The organism is Streptomyces tritici, assembly GCF_048500665.1.
Taxonomy (GTDB): domain Bacteria; phylum Actinomycetota; class Actinomycetes; order Streptomycetales; family Streptomycetaceae; genus Streptomyces; species Streptomyces tritici.
In genome coordinates, this window is record NZ_CP183183.1 from 5,002,368 (window position 1) to 5,029,217 (window position 26,850).

A 26,850-nucleotide genomic window follows, 5' to 3' on the forward strand; every position below is an offset into this window, starting at 1 on the left:
GCATCAACGGCAACTGACGGGTACGAGCAAATTATTTGAGTTGCCCCGGAATGGAACCCGGGGGGCTTCCGGCTCGTTGTACGCGACGTGAGCACGACACCACCTGTTCTCGCCGCAGAGCTGGCACAGGCGTGGGCCGACATTCAGCGGCACCACCCCGAGCTGCCGGACCTTGCCGCGCCCGAGTCCCTGATCGGAGAGTCCTCGTCCGCCTGCGGCGCCGAGCTCTCCTTCGAGCGACTGCTCCACGAGGCAGTCCACGGCATCGCCGCCGCCAGAGGCGTCCGCGACACCTCCCGCGCCGGCCGCTACCACAACCGACGCTTCCTCGCGATCGCCGAGGAGATGGGCCTCGACCATCCCGAGGAGCCGCACGCCAGCAGCGGCTTCTCCCTGGTCACGCTCACCCCCGAGGCGAAGCGGCGCTACCGGCCGACGATGGAGAGACTCCAGCGCGCGCTCAAGGCGCACACGGTCGCGACCGCCGCCGACACCAAGCGCTCCTTCCGCGGGCCAGCCGCACGGCACGGCTCCTCCGGCGGCGGCGTGCGGGTGAAGGCGGTCTGCGACTGCGGGCGCAACGTGCGCGTGGTGCCGTCCGTCCTCGCTCAGGCGCCGATCGTGTGCGGCGGCTGCGGCAAGCCGTTCCGCATCCCGGAGACGGTCGGCGCGGCGAGCTGAGCCCGGTCCCGGACCGCCCCAGGGGCAGGGGCGTCCCGCCGCGTACGCGTATGGCACAATGGCTAGCTGTACTCGACAGTCGCACAGGACCCCTCTCTCCTCCGGCTGACGCGTCCATCGGGCACCCGAGTACCGCAACCCCACGTGGCATCTCATGTGCCCAACCACGTCAACACCAGGAGACACCACTCCCGTGGCAGTCAAGATCAAGCTGAAGCGTCTCGGCAAGATTCGCCAGCCCCACTACCGCATCGTCGTCGCCGACTCCCGCACCCGCCGTGACGGCCGGGCCATCGAGGAGATCGGTCTGTACCACCCGACGTACAACCCGTCGCGCATCGAGGTCGACTCGGAGCGCGCCCAGTACTGGCTGTCCGTCGGCGCCCAGCCGACCGAGCCGGTTCTCGCGATCCTGAAGCTCACCGGCGACTGGCAGAAGCACAAGGGCCTGCCGGCCCCGGCGCCGCTGCTGCAGCCGGCGACCAAGGAGGACAAGCGCGCCTCCTTCGACGCGTTCGCGAAGACCCTCGAAGAGGGCGACGCCAAGGGTGAGGCCATCACCCCGAAGGCGAAGAAGGCCGACAAGAAGGCGGACGAGGCTGCGGCCGAGTCCACCGAGTCGACCGAGGCCTGAGCATGCTCGAGGAGGCTCTCGAGCACCTCGTGAAGGGCATCGTCGACAACCCCGACGACGTGCAGGTCGCCTCGCGCAACCTGCGCCGCGGCCGCGTCCTCGAGGTCCGGGTGCACCCCGACGACCTCGGCAAGGTGATCGGCCGCAACGGCCGCACCGCGCGTGCGCTGCGTACCGTCGTGGGCGCCATCGGCGGCCGGGGCATCCGTGTCGACCTCGTCGACGTGGACCAGGTCCGCTGAGAAGTTGAAGCACCGGCACGGGCCGGGGAGGGTCTTCGGGCCCACCCCGGCCTTTGTCGTCGTCCGGACAGGAGAATGAAGCGTGCAGTTGGTAGTCGCGCGGATCGGCCGTGCCCACGGCATCAAGGGCGAGGTCACCGTGGAGGTCCGTACGGACGAGCCCGAGCTGCGGCTCGGCCCGGGCGCCGTGCTGCTCACCGACCCGGCCTCCACCGGGCCGCTGACCATCGAGAGCGGCCGGGTGCACAGCGGCCGGCTGCTGCTGCGCTTCGAGGGCGTACGGGACCGCACCGCCGCCGAGGCACTCCGCAACACCCTGCTCATCGCCGAGGTCGACCCCTCCGAGCTGCCGGAGGAGGAGGACGAGTACTACGACCACCAGCTGATCGACCTGGACGTGGTGCTCGCCGACGGCACCGAGATCGGCCGGATCACCGAGATCTCGCACCTGCCCTCGCAGGACCTGTTCATCGTGGAGCGCGAGGACGGCAGCGAGGTGATGATCCCGTTCGTGCAGGAGATCGTCACCGAGATCGACCTGGAGGAGCAGCGGGCCGTCATCGCCCCGCCGCCCGGCCTGATCGACGACCGCGCGGAGATCGCCTCGGCCCGCGACGCCGAGTCCGGCGAAGCGACGGGGTCCGGCAAGGCCGCCGAGGGCGGCAACGCGGGCTCCGGCAAGGCCGCCGAGGGCGGGAAGGCCGCGGAGGGCGGCGAAGCATGAGGCTCGACGTCGTCACGATCTTCCCCGAGTACCTGGAACCGCTGAACGTCTCCCTCGTCGGCAAGGCCCGCACCCGCGGCCCGCTGGACGTCCACGTCCACGACCTGCGGAACTGGACCTACGACCGGCACCACACCGTCGACGACACCCCGTACGGCGGCGGCCCCGGCATGGTCATGAAGACCGAGCCCTGGGGCGACGCCCTCGACCAGACGCTCGCCGACGGCTACGAGGCCGGCGCCCACGAGCCCGTCCTCGTCGTCCCCACGCCCAGCGGCCGGCCGTTCACCCAGGAACTCGCCGTCGAGCTCTCCGAACGGCCCTGGCTGATCTTCACCCCGGCCCGCTACGAGGGCATCGACCGCCGGGTCATGGACGAGTACGCCACCCGCATGCCGGTCTACGAGGTCTCCATCGGCGACTACGTGCTGGCCGGCGGCGAAGCGGCCGTCCTGGTGATCACCGAGGCCGTCGCGCGCCTGCTGCCCGGCGTCCTCGGCAACGCCGAGTCCCACCGCGACGACTCCTTCGCGCCGGGCGCCATGGCAAACCTCCTCGAAGGGCCCGTCTACACCAAGCCGCCCCAGTGGCGCGGCCGCGGGATCCCGGACGTGCTGCTCAGCGGCCACCACGGCAAGATCGCCCGCTGGCGCCGCGACGAGGCGTTCCGCCGAACCGTCCGCAACCGGCCCGACCTGATCGAGCGCTGCGACCCCGCCGTCTTCGACAAGAAGGACCGCGAGCTGCTCTCGATCCTCGGCTGGGCCCCGGAACCCGGTGGCCGATTTTGGCGCCGGGCCACCGACGTGGAAGAATAGGCCGCTGTCGTACGCCCGCACCGCGCCCCTGCCACAGGGGGACCGTCGCGGCCGGGCGCCGCGGCTCCCGAATTCTCAACGAACTCCCGCACGTCGACCTGTGGCGTCGTGCGAAGAAAGCAGACGAAGAACATGTCTTCTCTCCTCGACGGTGTGAACGCCGCCTCCCTGCGTTCGGACGTCCCGGCCTTCCGCCCGGGTGACACGATCAACGTGCACGTCCGCGTCATCGAGGGCAACCGCTCCCGTATCCAGCAGTTCAAGGGCGTCGTCATCCGCCGCCAGGGCTCCGGCGTCTCCGAGACCTTCACCGTCCGCAAGGTCTCCTTCTCCGTCGGCGTCGAGCGCACCTTCCCGGTGAACTCCCCGATCTTCGAGAAGATCGAGCTCGTCTCCCGCGGTGACGTCCGTCGCGCCAAGCTCTACTACCTGCGTGAGCTGCGCGGCAAGGCTGCCAAGATCAAGGAGAAGCGCGACAACTGAGCCACCGGCTCACCGTCGCGCGTCCGGGTCCACAGGTCGGCCGGATAGGCTCTGGCCCCGATGGACACCGAAGCACAGCACACGGAGCGCGACCGCCCCTCCCCAGTGGAGGAGCGGTCGCGCTCCGCGCGCATATCGGGGGACGACTCCTCCGAACCCTCCGGCCCCGCCGCGTCCAGCGATCCCTCCGAGGGCGGATCCGCGCGCGGGCGGCTCTCCTGGCGGGGCGCCGGACTGCTCGGCGTCGCCTGCGCCGTCTTCCTGCTGCTCCTGAGCCACTTCGTGCTCCAGCCGTTCCTGATCCCCAGCAGCTCCATGGAGCCCACGCTCCAGGTCGGCGACCGGGTCCTGGTGAACAAGCTGGCGTACCGTTTCGGCGACCAGCCGCGCCGCGGCGACGTCCTCGTCTTCGACGGCACCGACTCCTTCGTACGGGAACCCGCCGACGGGAACCCGGTGACCGACCTGCTGCACGGCGCGGCCGCGGCCCTCGGCCTCGCCGAGCCCGACGAGACCCACTTCGTGAAGCGGGTGGTCGGCGTCGGCGGCGACCGCGTCGTCTGCTGCGACAAGGAGGGCCGGATCCGGGTGAACGGCACACAGATCGAGGAGCGGTACGTGTTTCTCGGCGACGCCCCCTCCAAGGTCCCCTTCGACATCGTCGTCCCCGAAGGCACCCTGTGGGTCATGGGCGACCACCGCAGCCGCTCCAGCGACTCCCGCGACCACCTCGGCTCCCCGGGCGGCGGCATGGTCCCCGTCGAGCGCGTGATCGGCCGGGTCGACTGGATCGGCTGGCCCGTCGCCCGCTGGACCTCCCTGCCCGGCACCGACGCCTTCGCGCGGGTTCCGGCCGCCGCTTCCGTACCGTCCGGGGCGGGCGGCCATGGGTAACCGTGGGCGGCGCGCGGCCGGCCACCGCGCCGACACCCGGCTGCCCACCGGCTCCCGGCCCACCGACGGCGAGCGGGCGCTGCCCGGCCGCGCCGAGCGGCGCAGACTGGCGCGCAAGGTCAAGCGCCGGCGGCAGCGCTCCGCGGCCAAGGAGATCCCGCTGCTGATCACGGTGGCGATCCTCATCGCGCTCGTCCTGAAGACCTTCCTGGTGCAGGCCTTCGTCATCCCGTCCGGCTCCATGGAGCAGACGATCCAGGTCCAGGACCGGGTGCTCGTCGACAAGCTCACGCCGTGGTTCGGCAGCAAGCCGCAGCGCGGCGACGTCGTCGTCTTCAAGGACCCCGGCGGCTGGCTCCAGCAGGAGATCACGCCGCCCGGCGAGGACCCGGTGGGCGTCAAGCAGGTGAAGCAGTTCTTCACCTTCATCGGGCTGCTGCCGTCCGCCGACGAGCAGGACCTGATCAAGCGCGTCGTCGCCGTCGGCGGGGACACCGTGAAGTGCTGCGGCAAGGACGGCCGGATCACCGTCAACGGCGTACCGCTGACCGAGCCGTACCTGCATCCCGGCGACGAGCCCTCGAAGATCAAGTTCGAGGTGAAGGTGCCTCAGGGCCGGATCTTCGTCCTCGGCGATCACCGCTCCGACTCGGCGGACTCACGTTTCCACCTCGACGAACCGGGGCAGGGAACCGTCGCCGAGGAGCAGGTCGTCGGACGTGCGTTCTCCATCATCTGGCCCGTGTCGCACTGGCGGACGCTGGAGGAGCGCGAGACGTTCGCGGCCGTCCCTGACGCGCGGCAGGGATCCACGGCGGCGCGCGGCGCGTCGCATAGTGTGTCCTCGCGGAATCTGAACGGATTCCTCTGGCTCCCGACCCCTGCGGAACTCCCGCTCGTTATGGGAGTGGTGGGCCTGTCCCTGTTCTGGGGCAGGCGATTGCACGGACTGAGGAGTGGATGTGGGGGATTTGGCCGTCGGGGCACGATCCGGACACGACGAGCCCGAGAAGAGGCCTGACCAGCTCGGCCAGTCGCCCGCGGCCATGACCGACGACGGACCGGGGCGCCCCGAAGGCGAGCCCCCGGCCGGCGACGGCGCGGGACGCGACGAGACCGGGGACGACCGCCCGGCCAGGAGGCCGCAGCGCTCCTTCTGGAAGGAGCTGCCGCTGCTGATCGGCATCGCGCTCCTGCTCGCGCTGCTGATCAAGACCTTCCTCGTCCAGGCGTTCTCGATTCCGTCCGAGTCGATGATGGACACGCTCAAGCGCGGCGACCGGGTCCTGGTCGACAAGCTCACCCCCTGGTTCGGCTCCGAGCCGGAGCGCGGCGAGGTCGTCGTCTTCCACGACCCGGGCGGCTGGCTGGAGGGCGAGCCCACCCCCGACCCGAACGCGCTGCAGAAGTTCCTGAGCTTCATCGGCCTGATGCCGTCCGCCGAGGAGAAGGACCTGATCAAGCGGGTCGTCGCGGTCGGCGGGGACACCGTGTCGTGCAAGGCCGGCGGCAAGGTCGTCCTGAACGGCAAGGAGCTGGACGAGACCGCGTACATCAAGCCCGGCTCCACGCCCTGCGGCGACAAGCCGTTCGGCCCGATCAAGGTCCCGGAGGGCCGGATCTGGGTGATGGGCGACAACCGGCAGAACTCGATGGACTCCCGCTGGCACCAGGAGCTGCCCGGCGGCGGCACCGTCTCCAACGAGGACGTCGTCGGCCGTGCGATCGTGGTCGCCTGGCCGGTCACCCGCTGGTCCACGCTGCCCGTCCCGGACGTCTTCGACCAGCCGGGCCTGAACCAGGCCCTGACGGTCGCCCCCGGCGCCGCCGGTCTGGCCGGTGCGGTGCCGCTGGTGCTGTGGCGGCGGAAGAAGCTCGCCGAGCAGGGCTGAACCGGCCGGCCCGAGTGACCCGGGGACCCCGTACCGTGCGCGGTACGGGGTCCCGCGCGTTCCGGGGCTCCCGGGACCGGGCGGCGGGTCGTGCGGGCAGCGAGCCCTTTCTCGCCCGCCTACCGGCGGGTTAAGGTCCGAACTCGGATGCGGCTGATGCGGCGGACCGTCGGAGCGGATGCGGGGCGAGCGGTGAGCGGAACGGTACGGACCCAGGGCGGCGGCGCGGGCCGCGTCGGCAGTGTGCTGTCCGGGCTGGCGGTCGGCCTCGGCTGCCTGCTCTTCCTCGGCGGCTTCGTCTGGGGCGCGCTGGTCTACCAGCCCTACACGGTGCCCACCGACTCCATGGCGCCGACCGTCGAGGTCGGCGACCGGGTCCTCGCGCAGCGCATCGACGGCAGCCAGGTGAAGCGCGGCGATGTCGTCGTCTTCCGGGAGGCCCTCTGGGGCGACATGCCCATGATCAAGCGGGTGGTCGGCGTGGGCGGCGACAAGGTCGCGTGCTGCGCCGCCGACGGCCGGCTCACGGTGAACGGAGAACCGGTCGACGAGCCCTATCTGCGGTCGAAGGACGCCACCGAGGGGCAGGACTTCAGTGTGACCGTGCCCGAAGGCAAGCTGTTCCTGCTCGGCGACGAGCGGCGCAACTCCATGGACTCCCGCGTCCACCTCCAGGAGGCCGGACAGGGCTCCGTGCCGCGTTCCGCCGTCACCGGCAGGATCGACGCCATCGCCTGGCCCATGGACGGCGTCCTCGCGCGGCCGACCGGCTTCGCCGCGATGCCCGGCGGGATCTCCGAGCCCGGGCCGGTACGGACGATCGTCACGGCGATCGCCGCCGGCGCCGCCCTGATCCTCGCCGGAGCCGCGTACGGGCCGCTGGCCCGGCTCACCGGCCGGCGCGGCGGCGGGGCACGACGCGAGAACGAGACGGCGGCGGCATGACGGACACGAGGCGGGACGGGGCGGCTGAGACGGCTGGGGCTGGGGAAGCCTCGGCGGTGGCCGGGGTGCCGGTCATGCCGGAAGCGCCGGCGGTGCCCGGTGTGCCGGGCGGGGCGGAGCTGCGGCGGGTGGCGCGGGTCGTGCTGCTCGACCCGGACGACCGCATCCTCCTCATCCACGGCTTCGAGCCGGACGACCCCGAGCAGACCTGGTGGTTCACCCCCGGCGGCGGCGTGGAGGGCGAGGAGACCCGCGAACAGGCCGCCCTGCGCGAGCTCGCCGAGGAGACCGGCATCACCGACGCCGAACTCGGCCCCGTCCTCTGGGAGCGGACCTGCTCCTTCCCCTTCGACGGACGGCGCTGGTACCAGGACGAGTGGTACTACCTGGCCCGCACCCGCCGCACCGACGTCGCCCCCGCCGCGCTCACCGAACTGGAGGAGCGCAGTGTCGCGGGGCTGAGATGGTGGACTTCCGCCGAACTGTCGGCGGCGCGTGAGACGGTGTACCCGACAAAGCTCGCCGAGCTGCTGCGCACGCTGCTCGACGAGGGACCCCCGCGTGAACCGCTCGTGCTCGCCCCGGAAATTGCCTAGGGCCCCGCATGACTGGCGCACAATGGGGGCACGCACGGCTGAAGGGGAACATGCCATGAGCGCCGAGGACCTCGAGAAGTACGAGACCGAGATGGAGCTGAAGCTCTACCGGGAGTACCGCGACGTCGTCGGGCTGTTCAAATACGTGATCGAGACCGAGCGGCGCTTCTACCTCACCAACGACTACGAGATGCAGGTGCACTCGGTCCAGGGCGAGGTGTTCTTCGAGGTCTCCATGGCCGACGCCTGGGTCTGGGACATGTACCGGCCGGCCCGCTTCGTCAAGCAGGTGCGCGTACTGACGTTCAAGGACGTGAACATCGAGGAGCTCAACAAGAGCGACCTGGAGCTCCCGAGCAGCTGAGCCGCCGCTGAAACCACCCGGACGGGTGGCCCGGTTCTCCACAGCGGCCCGGGTTGTCCACTGATCTCCGACGAGGCCCCCACCGCATCCGCGGATCCGTCACAGTCGGTGACGGAGGTGGTACCCATGAACAAGGCCACGGGGGCGCTCGGACGGTACGGAGAAGGGCTGGCCGCACGCCGGCTCACCGAGACGGGCATGACGGTGATCGCGCGCAACTGGCGCTGCGGGCGCTACGGAGAGATCGACATCGTCGCCCGCGACGGCGACACGATCGTCCTGTGCGAGGTGAAGACCCGCAGGCAAGGGGCGTACGAACACCCCATGGCGGCCGTCACCCCCAGCAAGGCCGCCCGGCTCAAACGGCTCGCGGACTGCTGGCTCCACCGGCACGGCGGAGCACCGCCCGGGGGCGTGCGCATCGACCTCGTCGGCGTCGTCCTGCCGCACCGCGGCGCCCCCGCCCTCACCCACGCCAAGGGGGTGGCGTGAATGGGATTCGCCCGCGCCTGCTCCGTGGCCCTGGTCGGAGTCGAAGGGGTCGTCGTCGAGGTCCAGGCGGACCTCGAAGCCGGAGTCGCCGCCTTCACCCTCGTCGGCCTGCCCGACAAGAGCCTCACCGAGAGCCGCGACCGGGTCCGCGCCGCCATCGTGAACTCCGGCGCGGAGTGGCCGCAGAAGAAACTCACCGTCGGACTGAGCCCCGCCTCCGTCCCGAAGAGCGGCAGCGGCTTCGACCTCGCCGTCGCCGCGGCCGTCCTCGGCGCGGCCGAACGCATCGACCCCAGGGCCGTCGCCGACCTCGTCCTCATCGGCGAACTCGGCCTCGACGGCCGCGTCCGGCCGGTGCGCGGCGTCCTGCCCGCCGTCCTCGCCGCCGCCGAAGCCGGATACGAGCAGGTCGTCGTCCCCGAACAGACCGCCGGCGAAGCCGCGCTCGTCCCCGGCGTCTGCGTCCTCGGCGTCCGCAGCCTTCGCCAGCTCATCGCGATCCTCGCCGACGAACCCGTACCCGACGAGGAACCCGCACAGGAAGGCCGGCCCGACGCGATGCTCGCGGGACTCCTCGTCCCCGGCGCGGGCGTCGGCACCGGACTGTCCTCCGACCCGGGCGACGGCCCCGACCTCGCCGACGTGGCCGGACAGCGCGCCGCCCGCACGGCCATCGAGGTCTCCGCCGCCGGAGGCCACCACCTGCTCCTGTCCGGACCGCCCGGCGCCGGCAAGACCATGCTCGCCGAACGCCTCCCCACCGTGCTCCCGCCGCTCACCCGCCAGGAATCCCTGGAGGTCACCGCGGTGCACTCGGTCGCCGGCATCCTCCCGCCCGGCGAACCCCTCGTGCGCCGCGCCCCGTACTGCGCCCCGCACCACTCCGCGACCATGCAGTCCCTCGTCGGCGGCGGCAACGGCCTGCCGAGGCCGGGCGCGGTGTCGCTTGCCCACCGAGGCGTCCTCTTCCTTGACGAAGCGCCCGAATTCTCGGGCAAGGCCCTCGACGCGCTGCGGCAGCCGCTGGAGTCCGGCCACGTCGTCGTCGCGCGCGCCGCCGGAGTGGTACGGCTGCCCGCCCGGTTCCTGATGATCCTGGCCGCCAACCCCTGCCCCTGCGGCCGGCACACGCTGCACGGCGCGGGCTGCGAATGCCCCGCGTCCCTCATCCGCCGCTACCAGGCCCGCCTGTCGGGCCCCCTCCTCGACCGCGTCGACCTACGGGTCGAGGTCGAACCCGTCACCCGCTCCGACCTGCTCGGCCACGGAGGACGCGGCGAGACCAGCGCCGTGGTCGCCGACCGCGTACGCGAGGCGCGCGACAGAGCGGCCGCCCGGCTCGACGGCACACCCTGGCGCGTCAACTGCGAAGTCCCCGGCCACGAACTGCGCACCCGCTTCGTCGCCGCCCCCGGCGCCCTGGCCGCCGCCGAACGCGACGTCGAACGCGGGCTGCTCACCGCCCGCGGCCTCGACCGCGTCCTCCGCGTCGCCTGGACCGTCGCCGATCTCTCCGGCCACGACCGCCCCGACGCCCAGGACGTCGCCCTCGCCCTGGAACTGCGCACCGGCATCCCCCGAGGCGCGGACCTGGTGCCCGCGGGCGCCCCTGCCGAGCCGGGGGAGTGGCCATGACCCCACCCGACGAGTACCGGCCCGACCCGACCGGGCACGACGGCGCCGGCCGGCTGACGGGTGCCGGACGGGAACCCGGACGCGAGGGCATCGGCCCGCCGCCGGGCGCCGAACGGGACCCCGGGCCCACCCCCCTGGGAGAGCCGGACGAGGCGGAGCGCCCGCACGGGCCGCCCGGCGGGGCGGACGGCGAGCGGGCGGCCCGGGCGGCGCTGACGCGCGTGGTGGAGCCGGGCGACGAGCAGGCGGGCCAGTGGCTGCGACGCTACGGCCCGGCCGAGTTCCTGGCACGGCTCCGGCACCCCGGCGACGCCGGCGCCTCGTTCCCCGGGACCGGCGAGAAACGCGTCCAGGGCTGGCGGCACCGCGCCGCGCAGGCCGCCGTGGACACCTCACCCGAGCGGGACCTCGACGCCGTCGCCGCGCTCGGCGGACGCTTCGTCGTCCCCGGCGACGCCGAATGGCCCCGGCAACTCGACGACCTCGGCGACGCCCGCCCCCTCGGGCTCTGGCTCCGCGGCCCCGCCGACCTGCGGACCTGGGCGCTCCGCTCCGTCGCCGTCGTCGGCGCACGGGCCTGCACCCCGTACGGCGCGCACACCGCGACCGCCCTCGCCGGCGGCCTCGCCGAACAGGGCTGGGTCGTCGTCTCCGGCGCGGCCTTCGGCATCGACGGCGCCGCCCACCGCGGCGCACTCGCCGCCCAGGGCGCCACCGTCGCCGTACTCGCCTGCGGCGTCGACACCCCCTACCCCCGCGGCCACGCCGGGCTGCTCCTGCGGATCGCCGAGCAGGGCCTCGTCCTCGGCGAACTGCCGCCCGGCAGCCACCCCACCCCCGCCCGGTTCATCCTCCGCAACCGGGTCATCGCCGCCCTCACCCGAGGAACGGTCGTGGTCGAGGCCGAATACCGCAGTGGCTCGCTCGTCACCGCCCGCGCCGCCCAGCGCCTCGGCCGCCACACCATGGGCGTGCCCGGCCCCGTCACCTCCGGGCTCTCCGCCGGCGTCCACGAACTGCTGCGCGGCCCCGCCACCCTGGTCACCGACGCCGCCGAGGTGATCGAACTCGTCGGCGCGATCGGTGAACTGGCCCCCGACCGCCGGGGCCCCATCCTCCCCAGAGACCTCCTCGACCCCGACTGCGTCCGCGTCCTCGACGCGCTGCCCGCGTACGGCGCGACCTCCGCCCAGGAGATCGCCCGCCGCGGCGGCACACCCCCCGACGAGACCGTCGCGCGCCTGTACGAACTGCACTCACTGGGGTTCGTCGAACGAGTGAACGGCAGCTGGCGATTGACGAACACCCGCAGAAGCGCGTCGAACGCGCGGCGAGGCGGTTCTTGACCCGGAGCATTCGGGTGAAAAGGTGAGGCAGATGAGCAATCGAGTTCTCTCGGCCGTACCCGAGGGGCCGACCCACGCCACGGCCCGGGTTCGAAGATGCGGTCGAGCCCGGCCACCCGCACCGGCGCGATCCGCAGGCGTTCGCATACCGCGACGGTCCAGTCACGCTACGCTCGCAAGGATCCCCACCCAGACGGCAGAACGGCACAAGGCAACGCATGCCCCAGCACACCTCCGGGTCTGACCGCGCCGCGGTGCCCCCAGCAGCCCGGGGCACCGTGCGACCGGCCGCACCGTCCTCGCTCGACGAACTCTGGCGCTCCTACAAGGACACCGGCGACGAGCGGCTGCGCGAGCAGCTGATCCTGCACTACTCGCCCCTGGTCAAGTACGTCGCCGGACGGGTCAGCGTGGGGCTGCCCTCCAACGTCGAGCAGGCCGACTTCGTCTCCTCCGGGGTCTTCGGGCTCATCGACGCCATCGAGAAATTCGACATCGAGCGCTCCATCAAGTTCGAGACCTACGCCATCACCCGCATCCGCGGCGCGATGATCGACGAACTCCGCGCCCTCGACTGGATCCCGCGCTCCGTACGCCAGAAGGCACGCAACGTGGAACGCGCCTACGCCACCCTGGAGGCGCAGCTGCGGCGCACCCCCTCGGAGGGCGAGGTCGCCGCCGAGATGGGCATCGCCCTGGAGGAACTGCACGCGGTTTTCAGCCAGTTGTCCCTCGCCAACGTCGTCGCCCTGGAGGAGCTGCTGCACGTCGGCGGCGAAGGCGGCGACCGGCTGTCGCTGATGGACACCCTGGAGGACACCGCGGCGGACAACCCCGTCGAGGTCGCCGAGGACCGCGAACTGCGCCGGCTGCTCGCCCGCGCCATCAACACCCTCCCCGAGCGCGAGAAGACCGTCGTCACCCTCTACTACTACGAGGGCCTGACCCTCGCCGAGATCGGCCACGTCCTCGGCGTCACCGAGAGCCGGGTGAGCCAGATCCACACCAAGTCCGTCCTGCAGCTGCGCGCCAAGCTGGCCGATGTAGGACGCTGACCGCGCGGGGCCGGTCGTACAGTGGAGCCGTGCCCAGGATTCGAGCGGCCTCCGTGGCCGAGCACCGGACCATGCAGCGCGGCGCCCTGCTGGACGCCGCGCGCGCCCTGCTGTCCGAAGGCGGGACGGAGGCGCTGACCTTCCCCGCCCTCGCCGAGCGCACGGGCCTCGCCCGCTCCTCCGTGTACGAGTACTTCCGCTCCCGCGCCGCCGTCGTCGAGGAGCTGTGCGCGGTCGACTTCCCGGTGTGGGCGGCCGAGGTGGAGGCGGCGATGGCCGCCGCGGACACCGCCGAGGGCAAGGTCGAGGCGTACGTCCGCAAGCAGCTCGACCTCGTCGGCGACCGCCGGCACCGCGCCGTCGTCGCGATCTCCGCGGGCGAGCTGGACGACGGCGCCCGCGAGAAGATCCGCGCGGCGCACGGCGGCCTGATCGCCATGATCGTCGAGGCCCTCGCCGACCTCGGCCGCCCCGAGCCCCGCCTCTCGGCCATGCTTCTCCAGGGCATCGTCGACGCCGCCGTCCGCCGCATCGAACTGGGCGCAGCCGAGGACCCGGCCACCATCGCCGACACCGCCGTCTCCATGGCCCTCACCGGCGCCCGCGGCGCCTGACCGCGCTGCCCCCGCTCAGCCCCGCCCCACCCCCAGTACCGGCAGCAGCCGTGACGGGGGTCGACGGACCAGGGTCAGGGGGTTCAGATACAGGTCGCCCCTCAACAAGCCCCAGTGCAGGCAGGTCTGCTCGCAGTGGCGGGGTTCCGCGGCGACCTCGGCGACCACGTCGCCGGGGGCCACGGGGGTGCCGCGCGGCAGGAGCGGGTCGACGGGGGTGTACGTGGTCCGCAGGGGTGGGTCGCCGGTGTCCGGGAGGGTGATCGTCAGCGTGCCGCGGCCGGCGACGCGGCCCGCGAAGGTGATCACGCCCGCGGCCGTGGCGCGGACAGGGGCGCCCGGGCGGGCGGCCAGGTCGACGCCCCGGTGGCCGGGGCCGTACGGGGACGGCGGCGGGGACCAGGGCCGTACCACGTCGGGCTTCGGCGGGCCCAGGGGCCAGACGAAGAGGGCCGGCAGGGCCAGGCCCAGCAACAGGGCGGTCGCGTTCATGGGGACAGCGTTCCCCGCCGGCCGGCCCCGTGGGGGCGACGGGCCGCATCTGTGGACAACCGACCGGTTGTGGGCAGCGCCGTCACCCGGCACGTCCCAGGTCCCGTACACTTCCTATGGCGACCCGGGTCACCGGGTCGACTTCGCACGCCCCGCCACCGCCCTCACCGGTCGTGGCAGCGCCTTTCGGTCCCTCGTGGCACGGCGCGCCGGGGCGTCAGGACACAACCGAGAAACCCAAGGAGTTACGGCCATGGCCGTCGTCACGATGCGGGAGCTGCTGGAGAGCGGCGTCCACTTCGGTCACCAGACCCGTCGCTGGAACCCGAAGATGAAGCGCTTCATCTTCACCGAGCGCAACGGCATCTACATCATCGACCTGCTCCAGTCGCTGTCGTACATCGACCGCGCCTACGAGTTCGTCAAGGAGACCGTCGCGCACGGCGGCTCCATCATGTTCGTCGGCACGAAGAAGCAGGCCCAGGAGGCCATCGCCGAGCAGGCCACGCGCGTGGGCATGCCCTACGTCAACCAGCGCTGGCTCGGCGGCATGCTGACCAACTTCTCCACCGTCTACAAGCGCCTTCAGCGTCTGAAGGAGCTCGAGGCGATCGACTTCGAGGACGTGGCCGCCTCCGGCCTCACCAAGAAGGAGCTCCTGGTCCTCTCGCGCGAGAAGGCCAAGCTGGAGAAGACCCTCGGTGGTATCCGCGAGATGCAGAAGGTGCCGAGCGCCGTCTGGATCGTCGACACCAAGAAGGAGCACATCGCCGTCGGTGAGGCGCGCAAGCTCCACATCCCGGTCGTCGCGATCCTCGACACCAACTGCGACCCCGACGAGGTCGACTACAAGATCCCGGGCAACGACGACGCGATCCGCTCCGTCACCCTGCTCACCCGCGTGATCGCCGACGCCGTCGCCGAGGGCCTCATCGCCCGTTCCGGCGCCGCGACCGGCGACTCGAAGCCGGGCGAGAAGGCTGCGGGCGAGCCGCTCGCCGAGTGGGAGCGCGACCTGCTCGAGGGCGAGAAGAAGGCCGACGAGGCGGAGAAGGCTCCGGAGGCCCCGGAGGCTCCGGCCGCCGACGCCGAGCAGGCCTGACCTTCACACTTCGGTCGTCGACGGCGGGGGCTCACGAGGCCCCCGCCGTTGACCCGTAGATCTTCGTAGATCTTTCAGACTTCGAGAGAGAAATACAGACTCATGGCGAACTACACCGCCGCTGACGTCAAGAAGCTCCGCGAGCTCACCGGCGCCGGCATGATGGACTGCAAGAAGGCGCTCGACGAGGCCGAGGGCAACGTCGACAAGGCCGTCGAGGCGCTGCGCATCAAGGGCCAGAAGGGTGTGGCCAAGCGCGAGGGCCGCTCCGCCGAGAACGGCGCCGTGGTCTCCCTCATCGCCGACGACAACACCTCCGGTGTCATCGTCGAGCTGAAGTGCGAGACGGACTTCGTCGCCAAGGGCGAGAAGTTCCAGGCCGTCGCCAACACGCTGGCCGCGCACGTCGCCGCCACCTCCCCGGCCGACATCGAGGCGCTGCTCGCCTCCGAGATCGAGGCCGGCAAGACCGTCCAGGCGTACGTCGACGAGGCCAACGCCAACCTCGGCGAGAAGATCGTCCTGGACCGCTTCGCGCAGTTCTCCGGCGCGTACGTGACCGCCTACATGCACCGCACCATGCCCGACCTGCCGCCGCAGATCGGTGTCCTGGTCGAGCTCGACAAGCCGAACGCGGAGATCGCCAAGGGCGTCGCCCAGCACATCGCCGCCTTCGCGCCGAAGTACCTCACCAAGGAGGACGTCCCGGCGGAGGTCGTCGAGTCCGAGCGTCGCATCGCCGAGGAGACCACCCGCGCCGAGGGCAAGCCCGAGGCCGCGATCGCCAAGATCGTCGAGGGTCGCGTCAACGGCTTCTTCAAGGACGCCACGCTGCTCGGCCAGCCGTACGCGCTGGACAACAAGAAGTCCGTCCAGCAGATCCTGGACGAGGCCGGTGTCACCCTGAAGCGCTTCGCGCGCATCAAGGTCGGCATCTGAGCCGGTACGTGATCGACCAGGGAGCCCGCCAGGGCTTCCCCAGCAGTCGCCGGCCCCGCGGGAACCGACGACGGCGGATCTGACGAGGAGGCCATTGCCGCAGGGACACCAGACCCACCGGCAATGGCCTTCTTCGTATGTGCACGAGGAGATCTCCATGAACCAGGGCGCCGCACAGGGCGACGACAACCACGCCACCAAGGCCGGCCGCTTCATGCTGAAGCTGTCCGGTGAGGCCTTCTCCGGAGGCACCGGCCTCGGCGTCGACCCCGACGTCGTCCACGCCATCGCGCGCGAGATCGCCGCGGTCGTCCGCGACGGCGCGGAGATCGCGATCGTGATCGGCGGTGGCAACTTCTTCCGGGGCGCCGAGCTCCAGGTCCGCGGCATGGACCGGGCCCGCTCCGACTACATGGGCATGCTCGGCACCGTCATGAACTGCCTGGCCCTCCAGGACTTCCTGGAGAAGGAGGGCATCGACTCCCGCGTCCAGACCGCCATCACCATGGGCCAGGTCGCGGAGCCGTACATCCCGCTGCGCGCCGTGCGGCACCTGGAGAAGGGCCGTGTGGTCATCTTCGGCGCGGGCATGGGCATGCCGTACTTCTCCACCGACACCACCGCGGCCCAGCGCGCCCTGGAGATCGACGCCCAGGCCCTGCTCATGGGCAAGAACGGCGTCGACGGTGTCTACGACTCCGACCCGAAGACCAACCCGGATGCGGTGAAGTTCGACGCGCTGGAGTACGGCGAGGTGCTCGCGCGTGACCTGAAGGTCGCGGACGCCACCGCCATCACGCTCTGCCGCGACAACAACCTCCCGATCCTCGTCTTCGAGCTTCTCGCGGAGGGCAATATCGCCCGCGCGGTGAAGGGTGAGAAGATCGGCACTCTCGTGAGCGACCAGGGCACCCGGGCCTGAGACCGGTGACCGCCCCGCCCCCGGTGCCCGACGGGCCCCGGGGGGACCCCCATGGGATGGACAGAGCCCTGCCGGTCGTGCACCGTGCAGGACAACACGCGACGACACGCAGGAGCAAGTGGTGATCGAAGAGACCCTCCTCGAGGCCGAGGAGAAGATGGAGAAGGCCGTCGTGGTCGCCAAGGAGGACTTCGCCGCGATCCGCACCGGCCGTGCGCACCCGGCGATGTTCAACAAGATCGTGGCCGACTACTACGGCGCCCTCACGCCCATCAACCAGCTGGCGTCGTTCTCGGTGCCCGAGCCGCGCATGGCCGTGGTGACCCCGTTCGACAAGAGCGCCCTGCGCAACATCGAGCAGGCCATCCGTGACTCGGACCTGGGCGTCAACCCGAGCAACGACGGCAACATCATCCGGGTGGTGTTCCCCGAGCTCACCGAGGAGCGCCGCCGCGAGTACATCAAGGTCGCCAAGGGCAAGGCCGAGGACTCGAAGATCTCGATCCGTTCCGTGCGCCGCAAGGCGAAGGACACGGTCGACAAGGCCATCAAGGACGGCGACATCGGCGAGGACGAGGGCCGCCGTGCCGAGAAGGAGCTCGACGACCTCACCGCGAAGTACGTCGCGCAGGTCGACGAGCTGCTGAAGCACAAGGAAGCCGAGCTTCTCGAGGTCTGATGAACGACTCTTCCTGGGGAGCCCCGGTCCCCGCCGGCGTCTGGGGACCTCACCAGGGGCCCGCCCCGGCGGGTCCCGGGGGGCCGCACCCGGCGGGTCCCGCATACGATCAGCATCGGGCACAGCAGACTGCGCCCATGCCCATCGTGCCCGATGTTCCGGCCGCCGGAGACCAGGAGCCCATGCCCACGCCGCCGCCCCCGCCCCCGCAGAAGAAGAGCGCGGGACGTGATCTGGGGGCGGCGATAGGGGTCGGCGTCGGACTCGGCGCCGTCATCATCGCCTCCTTGTTCATCTGGAAGCCCGCGTTCGTCGGCGTGATAGCGCTCGCCGTCGTCGTGGGGCTGTGGGAGCTCACCACCCGTCTGCAGGAGCGCAAGGGCCTCAAGGCCCCGCTGGTGCCGCTCGCGGTCGGCGGTGCGGCGATGGTCGTCGCCGGGTACGTCCGCGGTGCGGAGGGCGCCTGGGTCGCGATGGCGCTGACCGCGCTCGCGGTGCTGGTGTGGCGCATGACCGAGCCGCCCGAGGGCTATCTGAAGGACGTCACGGCGGGTGTCTTCGCCGCGTTCTACGTGCCGTTCCTGGCGACGTTCGTGGCACTGATGCTCACCGCGGACGACGGGGCGGAGCGGGTGCTGACGTTCCTGCTGCTGACCGTGGTCAGCGACACGGGCGCGTACGCGATCGGCTGGCGTTTCGGCAAGCACAAGCTGGCCCCGCGGATCAGCCCCGGCAAGACCCGCGAGGGTCTGGTCGGCGCGGTGACGTTCGCGATGGCGGCGGGCGCGCTGTGCATGGAGTTCCTGATCGACGGCGGGTCCTGGTGGCAGGGCCTGCTCCTGGGTCTCGCGGTGGCGGCGTCCGCGACGCTCGGCGACCTCGGCGAGTCCATGATCAAGCGCGATCTCGGCATCAAGGACATGGGCACGCTGCTCCCGGGCCACGGGGGCATCATGGACCGCCTGGACTCGCTGCTGCCCACCGCGCCGGTGGTGTGGCTGCTGCTGGTGCTGTTCGTCGGCACGGGCTGAGGCCGGCCGGCTGTTCGTCGGCACGGGCTGAACCGAAGCTCTGCCGTACCCTGGAAGGGCGCGCTGCTCCGAGCGGCGCGCCTTTCGTCATTACGAGGAGTACCTGCCATGGCCCGCCCCGCACCGGGAGAGCTCACCTTCGTCGCCCCCCGCGGAGCAAAGAAGCCGCCGCGGCACCTCGCCGACCTCACGCCCGCCGAGCGCAAGGAGGCCGTCGCCGCGATCGGCGAGAAGCCGTTCCGCGCCAAGCAGCTGTCGACGCACTACTTCTCCCGGTACGCGCACGACCCCGCGCAGTGGACGGACATTCCGGCCGCCGCCCGGGAGAAGCTCGCCGGGGAGCTGCTGCCCGACCTGATGTCGGTGGTCCGGCACATCTCCTGCGACGACGACACGACCCGCAAGACGTTGTGGCGTCTGCATGACGGCACGCTCGTCGAGTCGGTCCTGATGCGCTACCCGGACCGGGTCACGATGTGCATCTCCTCGCAGGCGGGCTGCGGCATGAACTGCCCGTTCTGCGCCACCGGCCAGGCCGGCCTGGACCGGAACCTGTCGACCGCCGAGATCGTGCACCAGATCGTCGACGGCATGCGCGCCCTGCGCGACGGCGAGGTCCCCGGCGGCCCGGCGCGGCTGTCGAACATCGTCTTCATGGGCATGGGCGAGCCGCTCGCCAACTACAACCGGGTCGTCGGCGCGATCCGCCGGCTGACCGACCCGGAGCCGGACGGCCTGGGCCTGTCGCAGCGCGGCATCACCGTCTCCACCGTCGGTCTCGTGCCGGCGATGCTGCGGTTCGCCGACGAGGGCTTCAAGTGCCGGCTCGCCGTCTCGCTGCACGCCCCCGACGACGAGCTGCGCGACACGCTCGTCCCGGTGAACACCCGCTGGAAGGTCCGCGAGGTCCTCGACGCGGCCTGGGAGTACGCGGAGAAGTCGGGCCGCCGGGTCTCCATCGAGTACGCGCTGATCCGCGACATCAACGACCAGGCCTGGCGCGGCGACCTCCTCGGCCGGCTGCTCAAGGGCAAGCGGGTGCACGTCAACCTGATCCCGCTCAACCCGACGCCCGGCTCGAAGTGGACGGCGTCCCGCCCGGAGGACGAGAAGGCGTTCGTCGAGGCGATCGCCGCGCACGGCGTGCCGGTGACCGTCCGGGACACCCGCGGTCAGGAGATCGACGGCGCCTGTGGACAGCTGGCCGCCGCCGAACGCTGACCTTGTAGTCTGAGCTCGAACACATCTGCATATTCCGACAGGGGAGCGCCACAGCGCTGAGAGTGCGGTACACGCTGGGAATCAAACACAGCGGCCGCAGACCCTCTGAACCTCGCCCAGGTCATTCTGGGTAGGAAGTTCGGTCGTAACTCGAGCTGTTGCGCCCTGCCCGCGCCCGGTTTCCCCGGGCGCGGGCAGGGCCGCGTCTCTTCCTGGTCACACCCAGGAGGAATCCAGTGCACACCACCAAGCTGGCCGCCGTCGCGGTCGCCACCGCGCTCGGCGTCACCACGCTCGCCGCCTGCGGCGGAGGGGACGGCGACAAGGGCAAGGCCACCGGCGGCCCGGCCCCGAAGACGGTCACCCTCGTCAGCCACGACTCGTTCAACGCCTCCAAGGACGTCCTCGCGGCGTTCACGAAGCAGACCGGTTTCACCGTCAAGGTCCTCAAGAGCGGCGACGCGGGCGAGGCGCTCAACAAGGAGATCCTCACCAAGGGCTCCCCGCAGGGCGACGTCTTCTTCGGCATCGACAACACGCTGCTCTCCCGCGGCCTCGACAACGGCCTGTTCGAGCCGTACGAGGCGAAGGGCCTGGACCGGATCCCGGCCGAGCTGCAGCTCGACAAGGACGAGCACCGGGTCACCCCGGTCGACACCGGCGACATCTGCGTCAACTACGACAAGAAGTACTTCGCCGACAAGAAGCTCGCCCCGCCGCAGACCTTCGACGACCTGGCGAAGCCCGCGTACAAGGACCTGCTCGTGGTGGAGAACCCCGAGCGGTCCTCCCCGGGCCTCGGCTTCCTGCTCGGCACCGCCGCGCGGTACGGCGACGGGGGCTGGCAGGACTACTGGAAGAAGCTCAAGGCCAACGGCGTGAAGACCGTCGACAGCTGGGAGCTCGCCTACAACCAGGAGTTCTCCGGCTCCGCGGGCGGCAAGCAGGCCAAGGGCGACCGGCCGCTGGTCGTGTCGTACGCCTCCAGCCCGCCGGTCGAGGTGCTGTACGCGCAGCCGCAGCCGAAGGAGGCCCCGACGGGCGTCTCCACCGGCACCTGCTTCCGGCAGACCGAGTTCGCGGGCCTGCTGAAGGGGGCGAAGAACCCCGAGGGCGGCAAGGCGCTGATCGACTTCCTGATCTCGAAGCAGTTCCAGGACGACATGCCGCTGCAGATGTTCGTCCACCCGGTGGCGAAGGACGCCACGCTGCCGGAGCTGTTCACGAAGCACGGCGCGGTGATCGAGAAGCCGCAGACCATGGCGCCGCAGAAGATCGCCGAGAAGCGTGAGGCGTGGATCCAGGCGTGGTCGTCGCTCGTCCTGAAGTAGCCGGGCGTCGCTCCGGCGGGCGCCGGGACCTGCGGGGGAGCGCGGCGCGGCTCGGGCTGATGGCCCTGCCCGTCGCGTTCTTCGCGGTGTTCTTCGCCTGGCCCGTCGCGTCGATCGTCGCCCGCGGCGTGAAGACCGACGGGACGTGGCGGTTCGGCCGGATCGGCGAGACGCTGAGCCGGCCGGACCTGCTGGACGTGCTGTGGTTCACGGTGTGGCAGGCGGCGGCCTCGACGGCGCTGACGCTGCTGGTCGCGCTGCCCGGCGCGTACGTGTTCGCGCGGCTCGACTTCCCCGGCAAGCGGGTGCTGCGGGCCGTGGTGACCGTGCCGTTCGTGCTGCCCACGGTCATGGTCGGCACGGCCTTCCTGGCGCTGGTCGGGCGGGGCGGGCTGACGGACGAGCTGTGGGGGCTGCGCCTGGACACGTCCGTGGGGGCGATCCTGCTGGCGCACGTCTTCTTCAACTACGCGGTCGTCGTCCGTACGGTCGGCGGGCTGTGGGCGCAGCTCGACCCGCGGCAGGAGGAGGCCGCGCGGGTGCTGGGCGCGTCCCGGTGGCAGGCGTGGCGGCGGGTGACGCTGCCGGCGCTGGTGCCGTCCGTGGCCGCGGCGGCGCTGATGGTCTTCCTGTTCACCTTCACCTCCTTCGGTGTGGTGCAGATCCTCGGCGGGACGGCGTACGCGACGCTGGAGGCGGAGATCTACCGGCAGACCGCCCGGCTGCTGGACCTGCCGACGGCGGCCGTGCTGACGATGGTGCAGTTCGTGGCGGTCGGCGCGATCCTCGCCGTGCACGCATGGACGGTACGGCGCCGGGAGTCGGCGCTGAAGCTGGTGCCCGCCGGGAGCACGGCGCGCCGGCCGCGCGGTGCCGGGCAGTGGGCGCTGCTCGGCGGGGTGCTGGCGTCGGTGGCGCTGCTGATCCTGCTGCCGCTGGCGATGCTGGTGGAGCGGTCCTTCGCCGGCCCTGACGGGTACGGTCTGCGCTACTACCGGGCGCTGGGCTCGCTCGACGCGTCGGGGACGTTCCTCGTCCCGCCGCTGGAGGCGGTCGGGAACTCGCTGGAGTACGCGCTGGTCGCCACCGGCATCGCGCTGCTGATCGGCGGCCTCGCCGCGGCTGCGCTCACGACGAAGGCGGGGCGGCTGGTGCGGGGCTTCGACGCGCTGCTGATGCTGCCGCTCGGGGTGTCCGCGGTGACGGTCGGCTTCGGGTTCCTGATCACCCTGGACGAGCCGCCGCTGGACCTGCGGGCCTCGTGGATCCTGGTGCCGCTGGCGCAGGCGCTGGTCGGCGTGCCGTTCGTCGTACGGACGATGCTGCCGGTGCTGCGGGCGGTGGACGCGCGGCTGCGGGAGGCGGCGGCCGTGCTGGGCGCCTCGCCGCTGCGGGCCTGGCGGGAGGTGGACCTGCCGATGGTGTGGCGGGCGCTGCTGATCGCCGCGGGGTTCGCGTTCGCGGTGTCGTTGGGCGAGTTCGGGGCGACGGTGTTCATCGCCCGGCCCGACAACCCGACGCTGCCGGTCGCGGTGGCGCGACTCCTCGGCCGGCCGGGGGAGCTGAACTACGGGCAGGCGATGGCCCTGTCGACGATTCTGATGGCGGTGTGCGCGGCGGCCCTGCTGCTGCTCGAACGGCTGCGCACCGAGCGGACCTCCGGGGAGTTCTGATGCTGAGGCTGGACGGCGCGACGGTGCGCTTCGGGGCGCGCGCCGCGCTCGACGCGGTGGACCTGGAGGTCGCCGAGCACGAGATCGTGTGCGTGCTCGGGCCGAGCGGCAGCGGCAAGTCGACGCTGCTGCGGGCCGTCGCGGGGCTCCAGCCGCTGGACGGCGGCCGGGTGCTGCTGGGCGGCGCGGACCAGAGCGGGGTGCCGGTGCACCGGCGCGGGGTCGGGCTGATGTTCCAGGACCACCAGCTGTTCCCGCAGCGGGACGTGGCGGGGAACGTCGCGTTCGGCCTGCGGATGCACGGGGTGTCCCGGGCCGGACAGGCCGCCCAGGTCGGTGAGTTGCTGGATCTGGTCGGTCTGCCGGGCGCGGAGCGGCGCTCCGTCGCGGAGCTGTCCGGAGGGGAGCAGCAGCGGGTCGCGCTGGCCCGGGCGCTCGCGCCGCGGCCGCGGCTGCTGATGCTGGACGAGCCGCTGGGGCAGCTCGACCGCGGGCTGCGGGAGCGGCTGGTCGTCGAACTGCGGCAGCTGTTCGGCCGGTTGGGCACGACGGTGCTGGCCGTCACGCACGACCAGGGCGAGGCGTTCGCGCTGGCCGACCGGGTGGTGGTGATGCGGGACGGGCGGATCGCCCAGTCCGGTACGCCGCTCGACGTGTGGCAGCGCCCCGCGTCCGAGTTCGTGGCGCGGTTCCTCGGCTTCGACAACGTCGTCCCGGCGACGGTGACCGGTGAGTCCGCGGACACCCCCTGGGGGAAGATCCCGGTCCCGCCGGGCTCCCCGCAGGGCGAACGGCGCCTGATGGTCCGCCCCATGGGCGTCCGCGTCGTCCCGGCGGGCCAGGGACTGCCCTGCACCGTCGCCGGCCGCACCTTCCGCGGCCACCACGCAGCCCTCCTCCTGCACCCCTCGGACGCGCCGCCCCTGGAGGCCGAGGTCCCGCTGCGCACGGCCCCGGAACCGGGCGCCCGGGTCGGCGTCGACTTCGCGGCGGACGAGGTCGTCCTGCTGGGCGAGGACGCCCCCTGACAGAGGACGCCCCCTAACAGCGGGCGCACGCCCGGCGGGTGGTCCGCTGGTAGGAACGGGTCGCGCGGCCGAGGGCCAGGCCGTAGGCGGAGAAGCCGCCGTACGCGACGACGACCACCCACGGCGCGTGGTCGGCGACGCCCCAGTCGGTCAGACCCGACCACGCCAGGGCGCCCATCACGGCGAGGAAGATCCCGAACGGCGCGAGCGCGCCCGCGCCCGCCCAGCCGAGCGCGAGCAGCGGCAGCCGGGGCAGCGCCCGGCCCCAGGGGCGGGTCAGCGCGAGGGCCAGCGCCATGCCGACGAGGGCGAGCAGCGCCGTGATGTCCACGCCGTGCTCGTACAGCCGGATGCCCAGGTCGCTGGTGTAGCGCGGGTCCATGCCGGGTTTGCCCGCGCCGGTGTAGCCGACGGTCGCGCCGAGCGCCCAGGCGGTCTTCAAGGTCGCGTACGGGACGAGGGCGGCGACCGCGACGAGCCCGGCCGCGGTCCGCCGCCCGCCCGGCGCGGCGGCCGCGCGGCCCCCGCAGGACACGCACCGTCCGCGCGCCCGCCGCCGGTGCGCCACGGCGGCGCAGGCCCACAGCACCGCGCCCGCCACCGCGAGGCCCTGGTTCGCCCAGGCGGCCCAGTCCATCGGCGGCTGGTTCCGGCCGAAGAGGACGGCGAGCGCGTGCGCGGGGCTGAAGAGGAAGGCGAAGCCCGAGGTCAGACAGAGCGCGACGACCGGCCAGGCGAGCCGCGACGGCCATGCGCGGTCCGGGCGGCGCGGCAGGGTGTACGCGAGCAGGGCGGCCGCCCCGTACAGGCCGGCCGTGGCCGCTTCGGCGGCGGTCCCGGTCGCCTTGCCGAGCAGTGCGTACCCGTACGCGGGCCCGGTTGCCGCGGCGACGGCCGCGCCGCCCGCGTACAGCACCGACCACCACAGCGCGGCCCGCTCGGCCCACAGCGGCCAGGAGCCCGTGATCCTCTTCCAGCTCATGCACCGAGCCTGGCGGCCACCCGCACCCCCCGGCATCGCCCCACGGACGTAACCCCGGGTGTCCGGCTCCGCCGCCCGGGGGAGGGGCCGTACGTCCCGGGGAGCGGTCAGCCCTTGAGGGGAGTGGCGGCGAGGGTGGCGACGGTCCAGGTCACGGGGACGAGGACGGCCAGGAGGGCGGCGGTGCGCAGGAGGGCGGCGGTGCGCAGGACGGTGGGCGGGGCGCCGAGGCGGTGGAGGGCGGCGGTGGTGTGGGTGCGGGTCTGCTTCGCCTCCAGGGCCGCGGTGAGCAGCGTCGCCGTGGTGCAGGCGACGACCAGGGTGGCGCCGAGGGCCGTCAGGGGGCCGGAGCCGCCGGGGCCGAGCCCGCCGACCGTGACGGCGGCGATCGAGGCCGAGGCCACGGCGGCGACCACGCCCAGCGGCCGGCCGATGCGGCCCGCCTCGCCCATCAGGACCCGGCCGGCGAGCAGCCGCAGCGCCCCCGGGCGGAACGTCTGCAGCAGCCGGCCGGACACGTACGTGAGCGCGGGACCGGCCAGGGCCAGGCCGGCGGCGGTGAGCGCCCAGCCGGCGAGGACGCCCAGCGGGCCGGCCTCGACGCGGCCCGGCAGCGTGGCGGCGTCGCCGCCGCCGCGCGCCGCGTAGGTCTCGATCGCGAGCCCGGACGCCACCAGCGCGACGCCCCAGGGCAGGCCCCCCGGCAGTCCGGCGACGCGTTCGGCGGGCCGGGCCGGGCGGGGGCGCAGCGCCAGCGCGGCGGCGGTGGCGGCCGCCACCGGCAGCACCGCGAGCAGGGTGAGCGCCGCGGCGAGCGGCAGCGGCCGGTCGGCGCCGAGCAGTTCCGCGGCGGCCCCGTCGAACGGGAGCCCGGTGAGGTCACCGCGCAGGTGCAGGAAGAACAGCAGCGCCACGGCCGAGCCGAGCGTGCAGGCGACGGCCGTGGACGCGGCGGCGATCGCGGTCAGCCGGGCGGGGCCGAGCCCGACGGCGGACAGTCCCGGCCGGGGCCGGGTGCTGGGGTCCGTACGGGCCACGGCGACGGCGAACTGCACGGTCGCCGCCAGCGGGATCACGCACCACAGCAGCCGCAGCGCGGAGCCGGGGGCCTGCGCGGGGTGGCCGACGGCATGACCGAGGGTGCACAGCAGAAGGAAGCCCGTGCCGGCCGCCGCCGCGGCGACGAGGAGCCGCCGCAGCAGGACCAGCGGGTGGGAGCCCCGGGTCAGACGGAGAGCGAGCACGCGGCGCGGCCCTCCGAACCGGTCGGGCGGGCGTCGGCGACCCGGCGGCCGTCGACGAGCGTGACGGCCCGGTCGGCGAGCGCGGCCACCTCGGGGTCGTGGGTGGCGAGCAGCACGGTGATGCGGTGCGAGCGGGCGGCGGCGGTCAGCGTGCGCAGCACCTGCGCCCCGTCGGCGCGGTGCAGGGTGGCGGTGGGCTCGTCGGCGAAGAGCACGGCCGGGGTGGTGACCAGGGCCCGGGCGGTGGCGATCCGCTGCCGCTGGGACTGGCTGAGGTCGTGGGGCCGCTTGCGGGCGGCGGCGCCGATGTCGAGCCGGTCCAGCCATTCCGTCGCGGCGGACTTGGCGGTGCGGTGCGAGACGCCGCGCAGCAGCAGCGGCAGGGCGGCGTTCTCCCAGGCGGTGAGCTCGGGGACGAGTCCGGGCTCGGGGTCGATCCAGCCGAACCGGTCGCGCCGCAGCCGTTCCCGCTGGACGAGGCCGAGGGTGTGCACGGGGCCGCTGTTGAACCAGACCTCGCCCTTGTCGGCGACGAGCTGGCCGGACAGGCAGCGCAGCAGGGTCGTCTTGCCGCTGCCGCGCGGTCCGGTGACGGCGAGGATCTCGCCCTCGCGGACGCCGAGGGAGACCCCGCTGAGGGCGGGCGTGCCGCCGAGGGAGCAGTGCAGGGAGCGTGCCCAGAGCACGTCGTTGTCCGGTGGGGCCACCATCGCGTACACCTCGTTGGTCGGATCTGATGTGTGTTCCCCCGTACGGGGGAACGAGGAGACGGGCCTGTGGGTCACGTGGGT

At 72.6% G+C, this 26,850-nt stretch carries 30 protein-coding genes and 1 riboswitch; of the genes, 26 read left to right on the forward strand and 4 right to left on the reverse strand.

All coding sequences use genetic code 11. The annotated features are described in order from the left end of the window. Positions 1–87: 87 nt before the first annotated feature. The 17 genes from ACNJ93_RS23330 (at position 88) to ACNJ93_RS23410 (ending at position 13,415) form a co-directional block, all read left to right on the forward strand. Positions 88–681: a hypothetical protein gene (locus ACNJ93_RS23330; RefSeq protein WP_418959370.1), complete on the forward strand. Its 594-nt coding sequence runs from the start codon at positions 88–90 to the stop codon at positions 679–681. Between the two features lie 193 nt (positions 682–874). Continuing rightward, positions 875–1,315, forward strand: coding sequence for a 30S ribosomal protein S16 (rpsP, locus tag ACNJ93_RS23335; RefSeq protein ID WP_418959371.1), 441 nt, complete (start codon positions 875–877; stop codon positions 1,313–1,315). A 2-nt stretch (positions 1,316–1,317) separates the two neighbouring features. Beyond that, positions 1,318–1,557 carry an RNA-binding protein gene (locus ACNJ93_RS23340; RefSeq protein WP_005311361.1) on the forward strand — a complete coding sequence of 80 codons (240 nt, stop codon included), beginning with the start codon at positions 1,318–1,320 and terminating at the stop codon, positions 1,555–1,557. Positions 1,558–1,639: 82 nt separating this feature from the next. Continuing rightward, the gene (rimM, locus tag ACNJ93_RS23345; protein ID WP_418959372.1) at positions 1,640–2,281 is read left to right on the forward strand and encodes a ribosome maturation factor RimM; all 642 of its coding nucleotides are present in this window, start codon (positions 1,640–1,642) and stop codon (positions 2,279–2,281) included. Then, positions 2,278–3,099 (forward strand): tRNA (guanosine(37)-N1)-methyltransferase TrmD, encoded by an 822-nt coding sequence (trmD, locus tag ACNJ93_RS23350; RefSeq protein WP_418959373.1) that lies wholly within the window; start codon positions 2,278–2,280, stop codon positions 3,097–3,099. Before rimM ends, trmD begins: the two co-directional genes overlap by 4 nt. A gap of 132 nt (positions 3,100–3,231) precedes the next feature. Continuing rightward, on the forward strand, positions 3,232–3,582 hold the full coding sequence (gene rplS, locus ACNJ93_RS23355) for a 50S ribosomal protein L19 (RefSeq protein WP_418959374.1): 351 nt from the start codon (positions 3,232–3,234) through the stop codon (positions 3,580–3,582). A gap of 60 nt (positions 3,583–3,642) precedes the next feature. Further along, entirely contained in the window at positions 3,643–4,476 is an 834-nt protein-coding gene (gene lepB / locus ACNJ93_RS23360; protein WP_418959375.1) for a signal peptidase I, read from the forward strand. After that, positions 4,469–5,497: a signal peptidase I gene (gene lepB, locus ACNJ93_RS23365; protein ID WP_418959376.1), complete on the forward strand. Its 1,029-nt coding sequence runs from the start codon at positions 4,469–4,471 to the stop codon at positions 5,495–5,497. Before lepB (ACNJ93_RS23360) ends, lepB (ACNJ93_RS23365) begins: the two co-directional genes overlap by 8 nt. Continuing rightward, on the forward strand, positions 5,448–6,368 hold the full coding sequence (gene lepB, locus ACNJ93_RS23370) for a signal peptidase I (protein WP_418961502.1): 921 nt from the start codon (positions 5,448–5,450) through the stop codon (positions 6,366–6,368). The genes lepB (ACNJ93_RS23365) and lepB (ACNJ93_RS23370) overlap by 50 nt, the downstream gene beginning before the upstream one ends. A gap of 192 nt (positions 6,369–6,560) precedes the next feature. Further along, positions 6,561–7,313 (forward strand): signal peptidase I, encoded by a 753-nt coding sequence (gene lepB / locus ACNJ93_RS23375; protein WP_418959377.1) that lies wholly within the window; start codon positions 6,561–6,563, stop codon positions 7,311–7,313. Between the two features lie 74 nt (positions 7,314–7,387). Then, complete coding sequence (locus ACNJ93_RS23380) at positions 7,388–7,909, forward strand: NUDIX hydrolase (protein WP_418959378.1); 522 nt, start codon at positions 7,388–7,390, stop codon at positions 7,907–7,909. Between the two features lie 55 nt (positions 7,910–7,964). Next, on the forward strand, positions 7,965–8,273 hold the full coding sequence (locus ACNJ93_RS23385; protein ID WP_055510545.1) for a DUF2469 domain-containing protein: 309 nt from the start codon (positions 7,965–7,967) through the stop codon (positions 8,271–8,273). 126 nt (positions 8,274–8,399) lie between these two features. Beyond that, on the forward strand, positions 8,400–8,765 hold the full coding sequence (locus ACNJ93_RS23390; protein WP_418959379.1) for a YraN family protein: 366 nt from the start codon (positions 8,400–8,402) through the stop codon (positions 8,763–8,765). Then, on the forward strand, positions 8,766–10,400 hold the full coding sequence (locus tag ACNJ93_RS23395; protein WP_418959380.1) for a YifB family Mg chelatase-like AAA ATPase: 1,635 nt from the start codon (positions 8,766–8,768) through the stop codon (positions 10,398–10,400). It abuts the gene before it with no gap. Beyond that, positions 10,397–11,746, forward strand: a complete 1,350-nt coding sequence (gene dprA / locus ACNJ93_RS23400) for a DNA-processing protein DprA (protein ID WP_418959381.1) — start codon at positions 10,397–10,399, stop codon at positions 11,744–11,746. Before ACNJ93_RS23395 ends, dprA begins: the two co-directional genes overlap by 4 nt. A 218-nt stretch (positions 11,747–11,964) precedes the next feature. Continuing rightward, on the forward strand, positions 11,965–12,801 hold the full coding sequence (whiG, locus tag ACNJ93_RS23405; protein ID WP_418959382.1) for an RNA polymerase sigma factor WhiG: 837 nt from the start codon (positions 11,965–11,967) through the stop codon (positions 12,799–12,801). 53 nt (positions 12,802–12,854) lie between these two features. After that, positions 12,855–13,415, forward strand: coding sequence for a TetR/AcrR family transcriptional regulator (locus tag ACNJ93_RS23410; RefSeq protein WP_418961503.1), 561 nt, complete (start codon positions 12,855–12,857; stop codon positions 13,413–13,415). A gap of 15 nt (positions 13,416–13,430) precedes the next feature. On the opposite strand, the gene ACNJ93_RS23415 is transcribed toward ACNJ93_RS23410, so the two are convergent. Beyond that, the gene (locus ACNJ93_RS23415; protein WP_418959383.1) at positions 13,431–13,907 is read right to left on the reverse strand and encodes a peptidoglycan DD-metalloendopeptidase family protein; all 477 of its coding nucleotides are present in this window, start codon (positions 13,905–13,907) and stop codon (positions 13,431–13,433) included. A gap of 253 nt (positions 13,908–14,160) precedes the next feature. On the opposite strand from ACNJ93_RS23415, the gene rpsB reads away from it, so the two are divergent. The 9 genes from rpsB to ACNJ93_RS23460 all read left to right on the forward strand — a co-directional run bounded on the left by rpsB (position 14,161) and on the right by ACNJ93_RS23460 (position 23,833). Then, positions 14,161–15,009, forward strand: a complete 849-nt coding sequence (rpsB, locus tag ACNJ93_RS23420; protein ID WP_418959384.1) for a 30S ribosomal protein S2 — start codon at positions 14,161–14,163, stop codon at positions 15,007–15,009. A gap of 102 nt (positions 15,010–15,111) precedes the next feature. Then, positions 15,112–15,948 carry a translation elongation factor Ts gene (gene tsf / locus ACNJ93_RS23425; protein ID WP_418959385.1) on the forward strand — a complete coding sequence of 279 codons (837 nt, stop codon included), beginning with the start codon at positions 15,112–15,114 and terminating at the stop codon, positions 15,946–15,948. A 157-nt stretch (positions 15,949–16,105) separates the two neighbouring features. Continuing rightward, positions 16,106–16,870 (forward strand): UMP kinase, encoded by a 765-nt coding sequence (gene pyrH / locus ACNJ93_RS23430; protein ID WP_418959386.1) that lies wholly within the window; start codon positions 16,106–16,108, stop codon positions 16,868–16,870. A gap of 121 nt (positions 16,871–16,991) precedes the next feature. After that, complete coding sequence (frr, locus tag ACNJ93_RS23435) at positions 16,992–17,549, forward strand: ribosome recycling factor (protein ID WP_418959387.1); 558 nt, start codon at positions 16,992–16,994, stop codon at positions 17,547–17,549. Continuing rightward, positions 17,549–18,580 (forward strand): phosphatidate cytidylyltransferase, encoded by a 1,032-nt coding sequence (locus ACNJ93_RS23440; RefSeq protein WP_418959388.1) that lies wholly within the window; start codon positions 17,549–17,551, stop codon positions 18,578–18,580. The genes frr and ACNJ93_RS23440 overlap by 1 nt, the downstream gene beginning before the upstream one ends. Before the next feature lie 108 nt (positions 18,581–18,688). Beyond that, complete coding sequence (gene rlmN / locus ACNJ93_RS23445; protein ID WP_418959389.1) at positions 18,689–19,801, forward strand: 23S rRNA (adenine(2503)-C(2))-methyltransferase RlmN; 1,113 nt, start codon at positions 18,689–18,691, stop codon at positions 19,799–19,801. A 29-nt stretch (positions 19,802–19,830) separates the two neighbouring features. Beyond that, positions 19,831–19,956: riboswitch (TPP riboswitch) on the forward strand. Between the two features lie 81 nt (positions 19,957–20,037). Next, entirely contained in the window at positions 20,038–21,132 is a 1,095-nt protein-coding gene (locus ACNJ93_RS23450) for a thiamine ABC transporter substrate-binding protein (protein WP_418959390.1), read from the forward strand. Between the two features lie 59 nt (positions 21,133–21,191). Next, positions 21,192–22,805: an ABC transporter permease gene (locus ACNJ93_RS23455; protein ID WP_418959391.1), complete on the forward strand. Its 1,614-nt coding sequence runs from the start codon at positions 21,192–21,194 to the stop codon at positions 22,803–22,805. Further along, positions 22,805–23,833 carry an ABC transporter ATP-binding protein gene (locus ACNJ93_RS23460; protein WP_418959392.1) on the forward strand — a complete coding sequence of 343 codons (1,029 nt, stop codon included), beginning with the start codon at positions 22,805–22,807 and terminating at the stop codon, positions 23,831–23,833. Before ACNJ93_RS23455 ends, ACNJ93_RS23460 begins: the two co-directional genes overlap by 1 nt. A 13-nt stretch (positions 23,834–23,846) precedes the next feature. Here ACNJ93_RS23460 and ACNJ93_RS23465 read toward each other — a convergent pair whose 3' ends face one another. The 3 genes from ACNJ93_RS23465 to ACNJ93_RS23475 form a co-directional block, all read right to left on the reverse strand. Continuing rightward, positions 23,847–24,815 (reverse strand): hypothetical protein, encoded by a 969-nt coding sequence (locus ACNJ93_RS23465; RefSeq protein ID WP_418959393.1) that lies wholly within the window; start codon positions 24,813–24,815, stop codon positions 23,847–23,849. Positions 24,816–24,922: 107 nt separating this feature from the next. Beyond that, the gene (locus ACNJ93_RS23470) at positions 24,923–26,059 is read right to left on the reverse strand and encodes a hypothetical protein (RefSeq protein WP_418959394.1); all 1,137 of its coding nucleotides are present in this window, start codon (positions 26,057–26,059) and stop codon (positions 24,923–24,925) included. Further along, complete coding sequence (locus ACNJ93_RS23475; RefSeq protein WP_418959395.1) at positions 26,041–26,769, reverse strand: ABC transporter ATP-binding protein; 729 nt, start codon at positions 26,767–26,769, stop codon at positions 26,041–26,043. The genes ACNJ93_RS23470 and ACNJ93_RS23475 overlap by 19 nt, the downstream gene beginning before the upstream one ends. Between the last annotated feature and the right edge of the window lie 81 nt (positions 26,770–26,850).

Bases quoted from the DNA above. Each gene is read 5' to 3' on its own strand.
- ACNJ93_RS23340 (WP_005311361.1), top strand. From the start codon at position 1,318: ATGCTCGAGGAGGCTCTCGAGCACCTCGTGAAGGGCATCGTCGACAAC.
- trmD (WP_418959373.1), top strand. From the start codon at position 2,278: ATGAGGCTCGACGTCGTCACGATCTTCCCCGAGTACCTGGAACCGCTG.
- rplS (WP_418959374.1), top strand. From the start codon at position 3,232: ATGTCTTCTCTCCTCGACGGTGTGAACGCCGCCTCCCTGCGTTCGGAC.
- lepB (WP_418959375.1), top strand. From the start codon at position 3,643: ATGGACACCGAAGCACAGCACACGGAGCGCGACCGCCCCTCCCCAGTG.
- lepB (WP_418959376.1), top strand. From the start codon at position 4,469: ATGGGTAACCGTGGGCGGCGCGCGGCCGGCCACCGCGCCGACACCCGG.
- ACNJ93_RS23380 (WP_418959378.1), top strand. From the start codon at position 7,388: ATGCCGGAAGCGCCGGCGGTGCCCGGTGTGCCGGGCGGGGCGGAGCTG.
- ACNJ93_RS23385 (WP_055510545.1), top strand. From the start codon at position 7,965: ATGAGCGCCGAGGACCTCGAGAAGTACGAGACCGAGATGGAGCTGAAG.
- ACNJ93_RS23390 (WP_418959379.1), top strand. From the start codon at position 8,400: ATGAACAAGGCCACGGGGGCGCTCGGACGGTACGGAGAAGGGCTGGCC.
- ACNJ93_RS23395 (WP_418959380.1), top strand. From the start codon at position 8,766: ATGGGATTCGCCCGCGCCTGCTCCGTGGCCCTGGTCGGAGTCGAAGGG.
- dprA (WP_418959381.1), top strand. From the start codon at position 10,397: ATGACCCCACCCGACGAGTACCGGCCCGACCCGACCGGGCACGACGGC.
- whiG (WP_418959382.1), top strand. From the start codon at position 11,965: ATGCCCCAGCACACCTCCGGGTCTGACCGCGCCGCGGTGCCCCCAGCA.
- ACNJ93_RS23415 (WP_418959383.1), bottom strand. From the start codon at position 13,907: ATGAACGCGACCGCCCTGTTGCTGGGCCTGGCCCTGCCGGCCCTCTTC.
- rpsB (WP_418959384.1), top strand. From the start codon at position 14,161: ATGGCCGTCGTCACGATGCGGGAGCTGCTGGAGAGCGGCGTCCACTTC.
- tsf (WP_418959385.1), top strand. From the start codon at position 15,112: ATGGCGAACTACACCGCCGCTGACGTCAAGAAGCTCCGCGAGCTCACC.
- pyrH (WP_418959386.1), top strand. From the start codon at position 16,106: ATGAACCAGGGCGCCGCACAGGGCGACGACAACCACGCCACCAAGGCC.
- ACNJ93_RS23440 (WP_418959388.1), top strand. From the start codon at position 17,549: ATGAACGACTCTTCCTGGGGAGCCCCGGTCCCCGCCGGCGTCTGGGGA.
- rlmN (WP_418959389.1), top strand. From the start codon at position 18,689: ATGGCCCGCCCCGCACCGGGAGAGCTCACCTTCGTCGCCCCCCGCGGA.
- ACNJ93_RS23455 (WP_418959391.1), top strand. From the start codon at position 21,192: ATGGCCCTGCCCGTCGCGTTCTTCGCGGTGTTCTTCGCCTGGCCCGTC.
- ACNJ93_RS23460 (WP_418959392.1), top strand. From the start codon at position 22,805: ATGCTGAGGCTGGACGGCGCGACGGTGCGCTTCGGGGCGCGCGCCGCG.
- ACNJ93_RS23465 (WP_418959393.1), bottom strand. From the start codon at position 24,815: ATGAGCTGGAAGAGGATCACGGGCTCCTGGCCGCTGTGGGCCGAGCGG.
- ACNJ93_RS23475 (WP_418959395.1), bottom strand. From the start codon at position 26,769: ATGGTGGCCCCACCGGACAACGACGTGCTCTGGGCACGCTCCCTGCAC.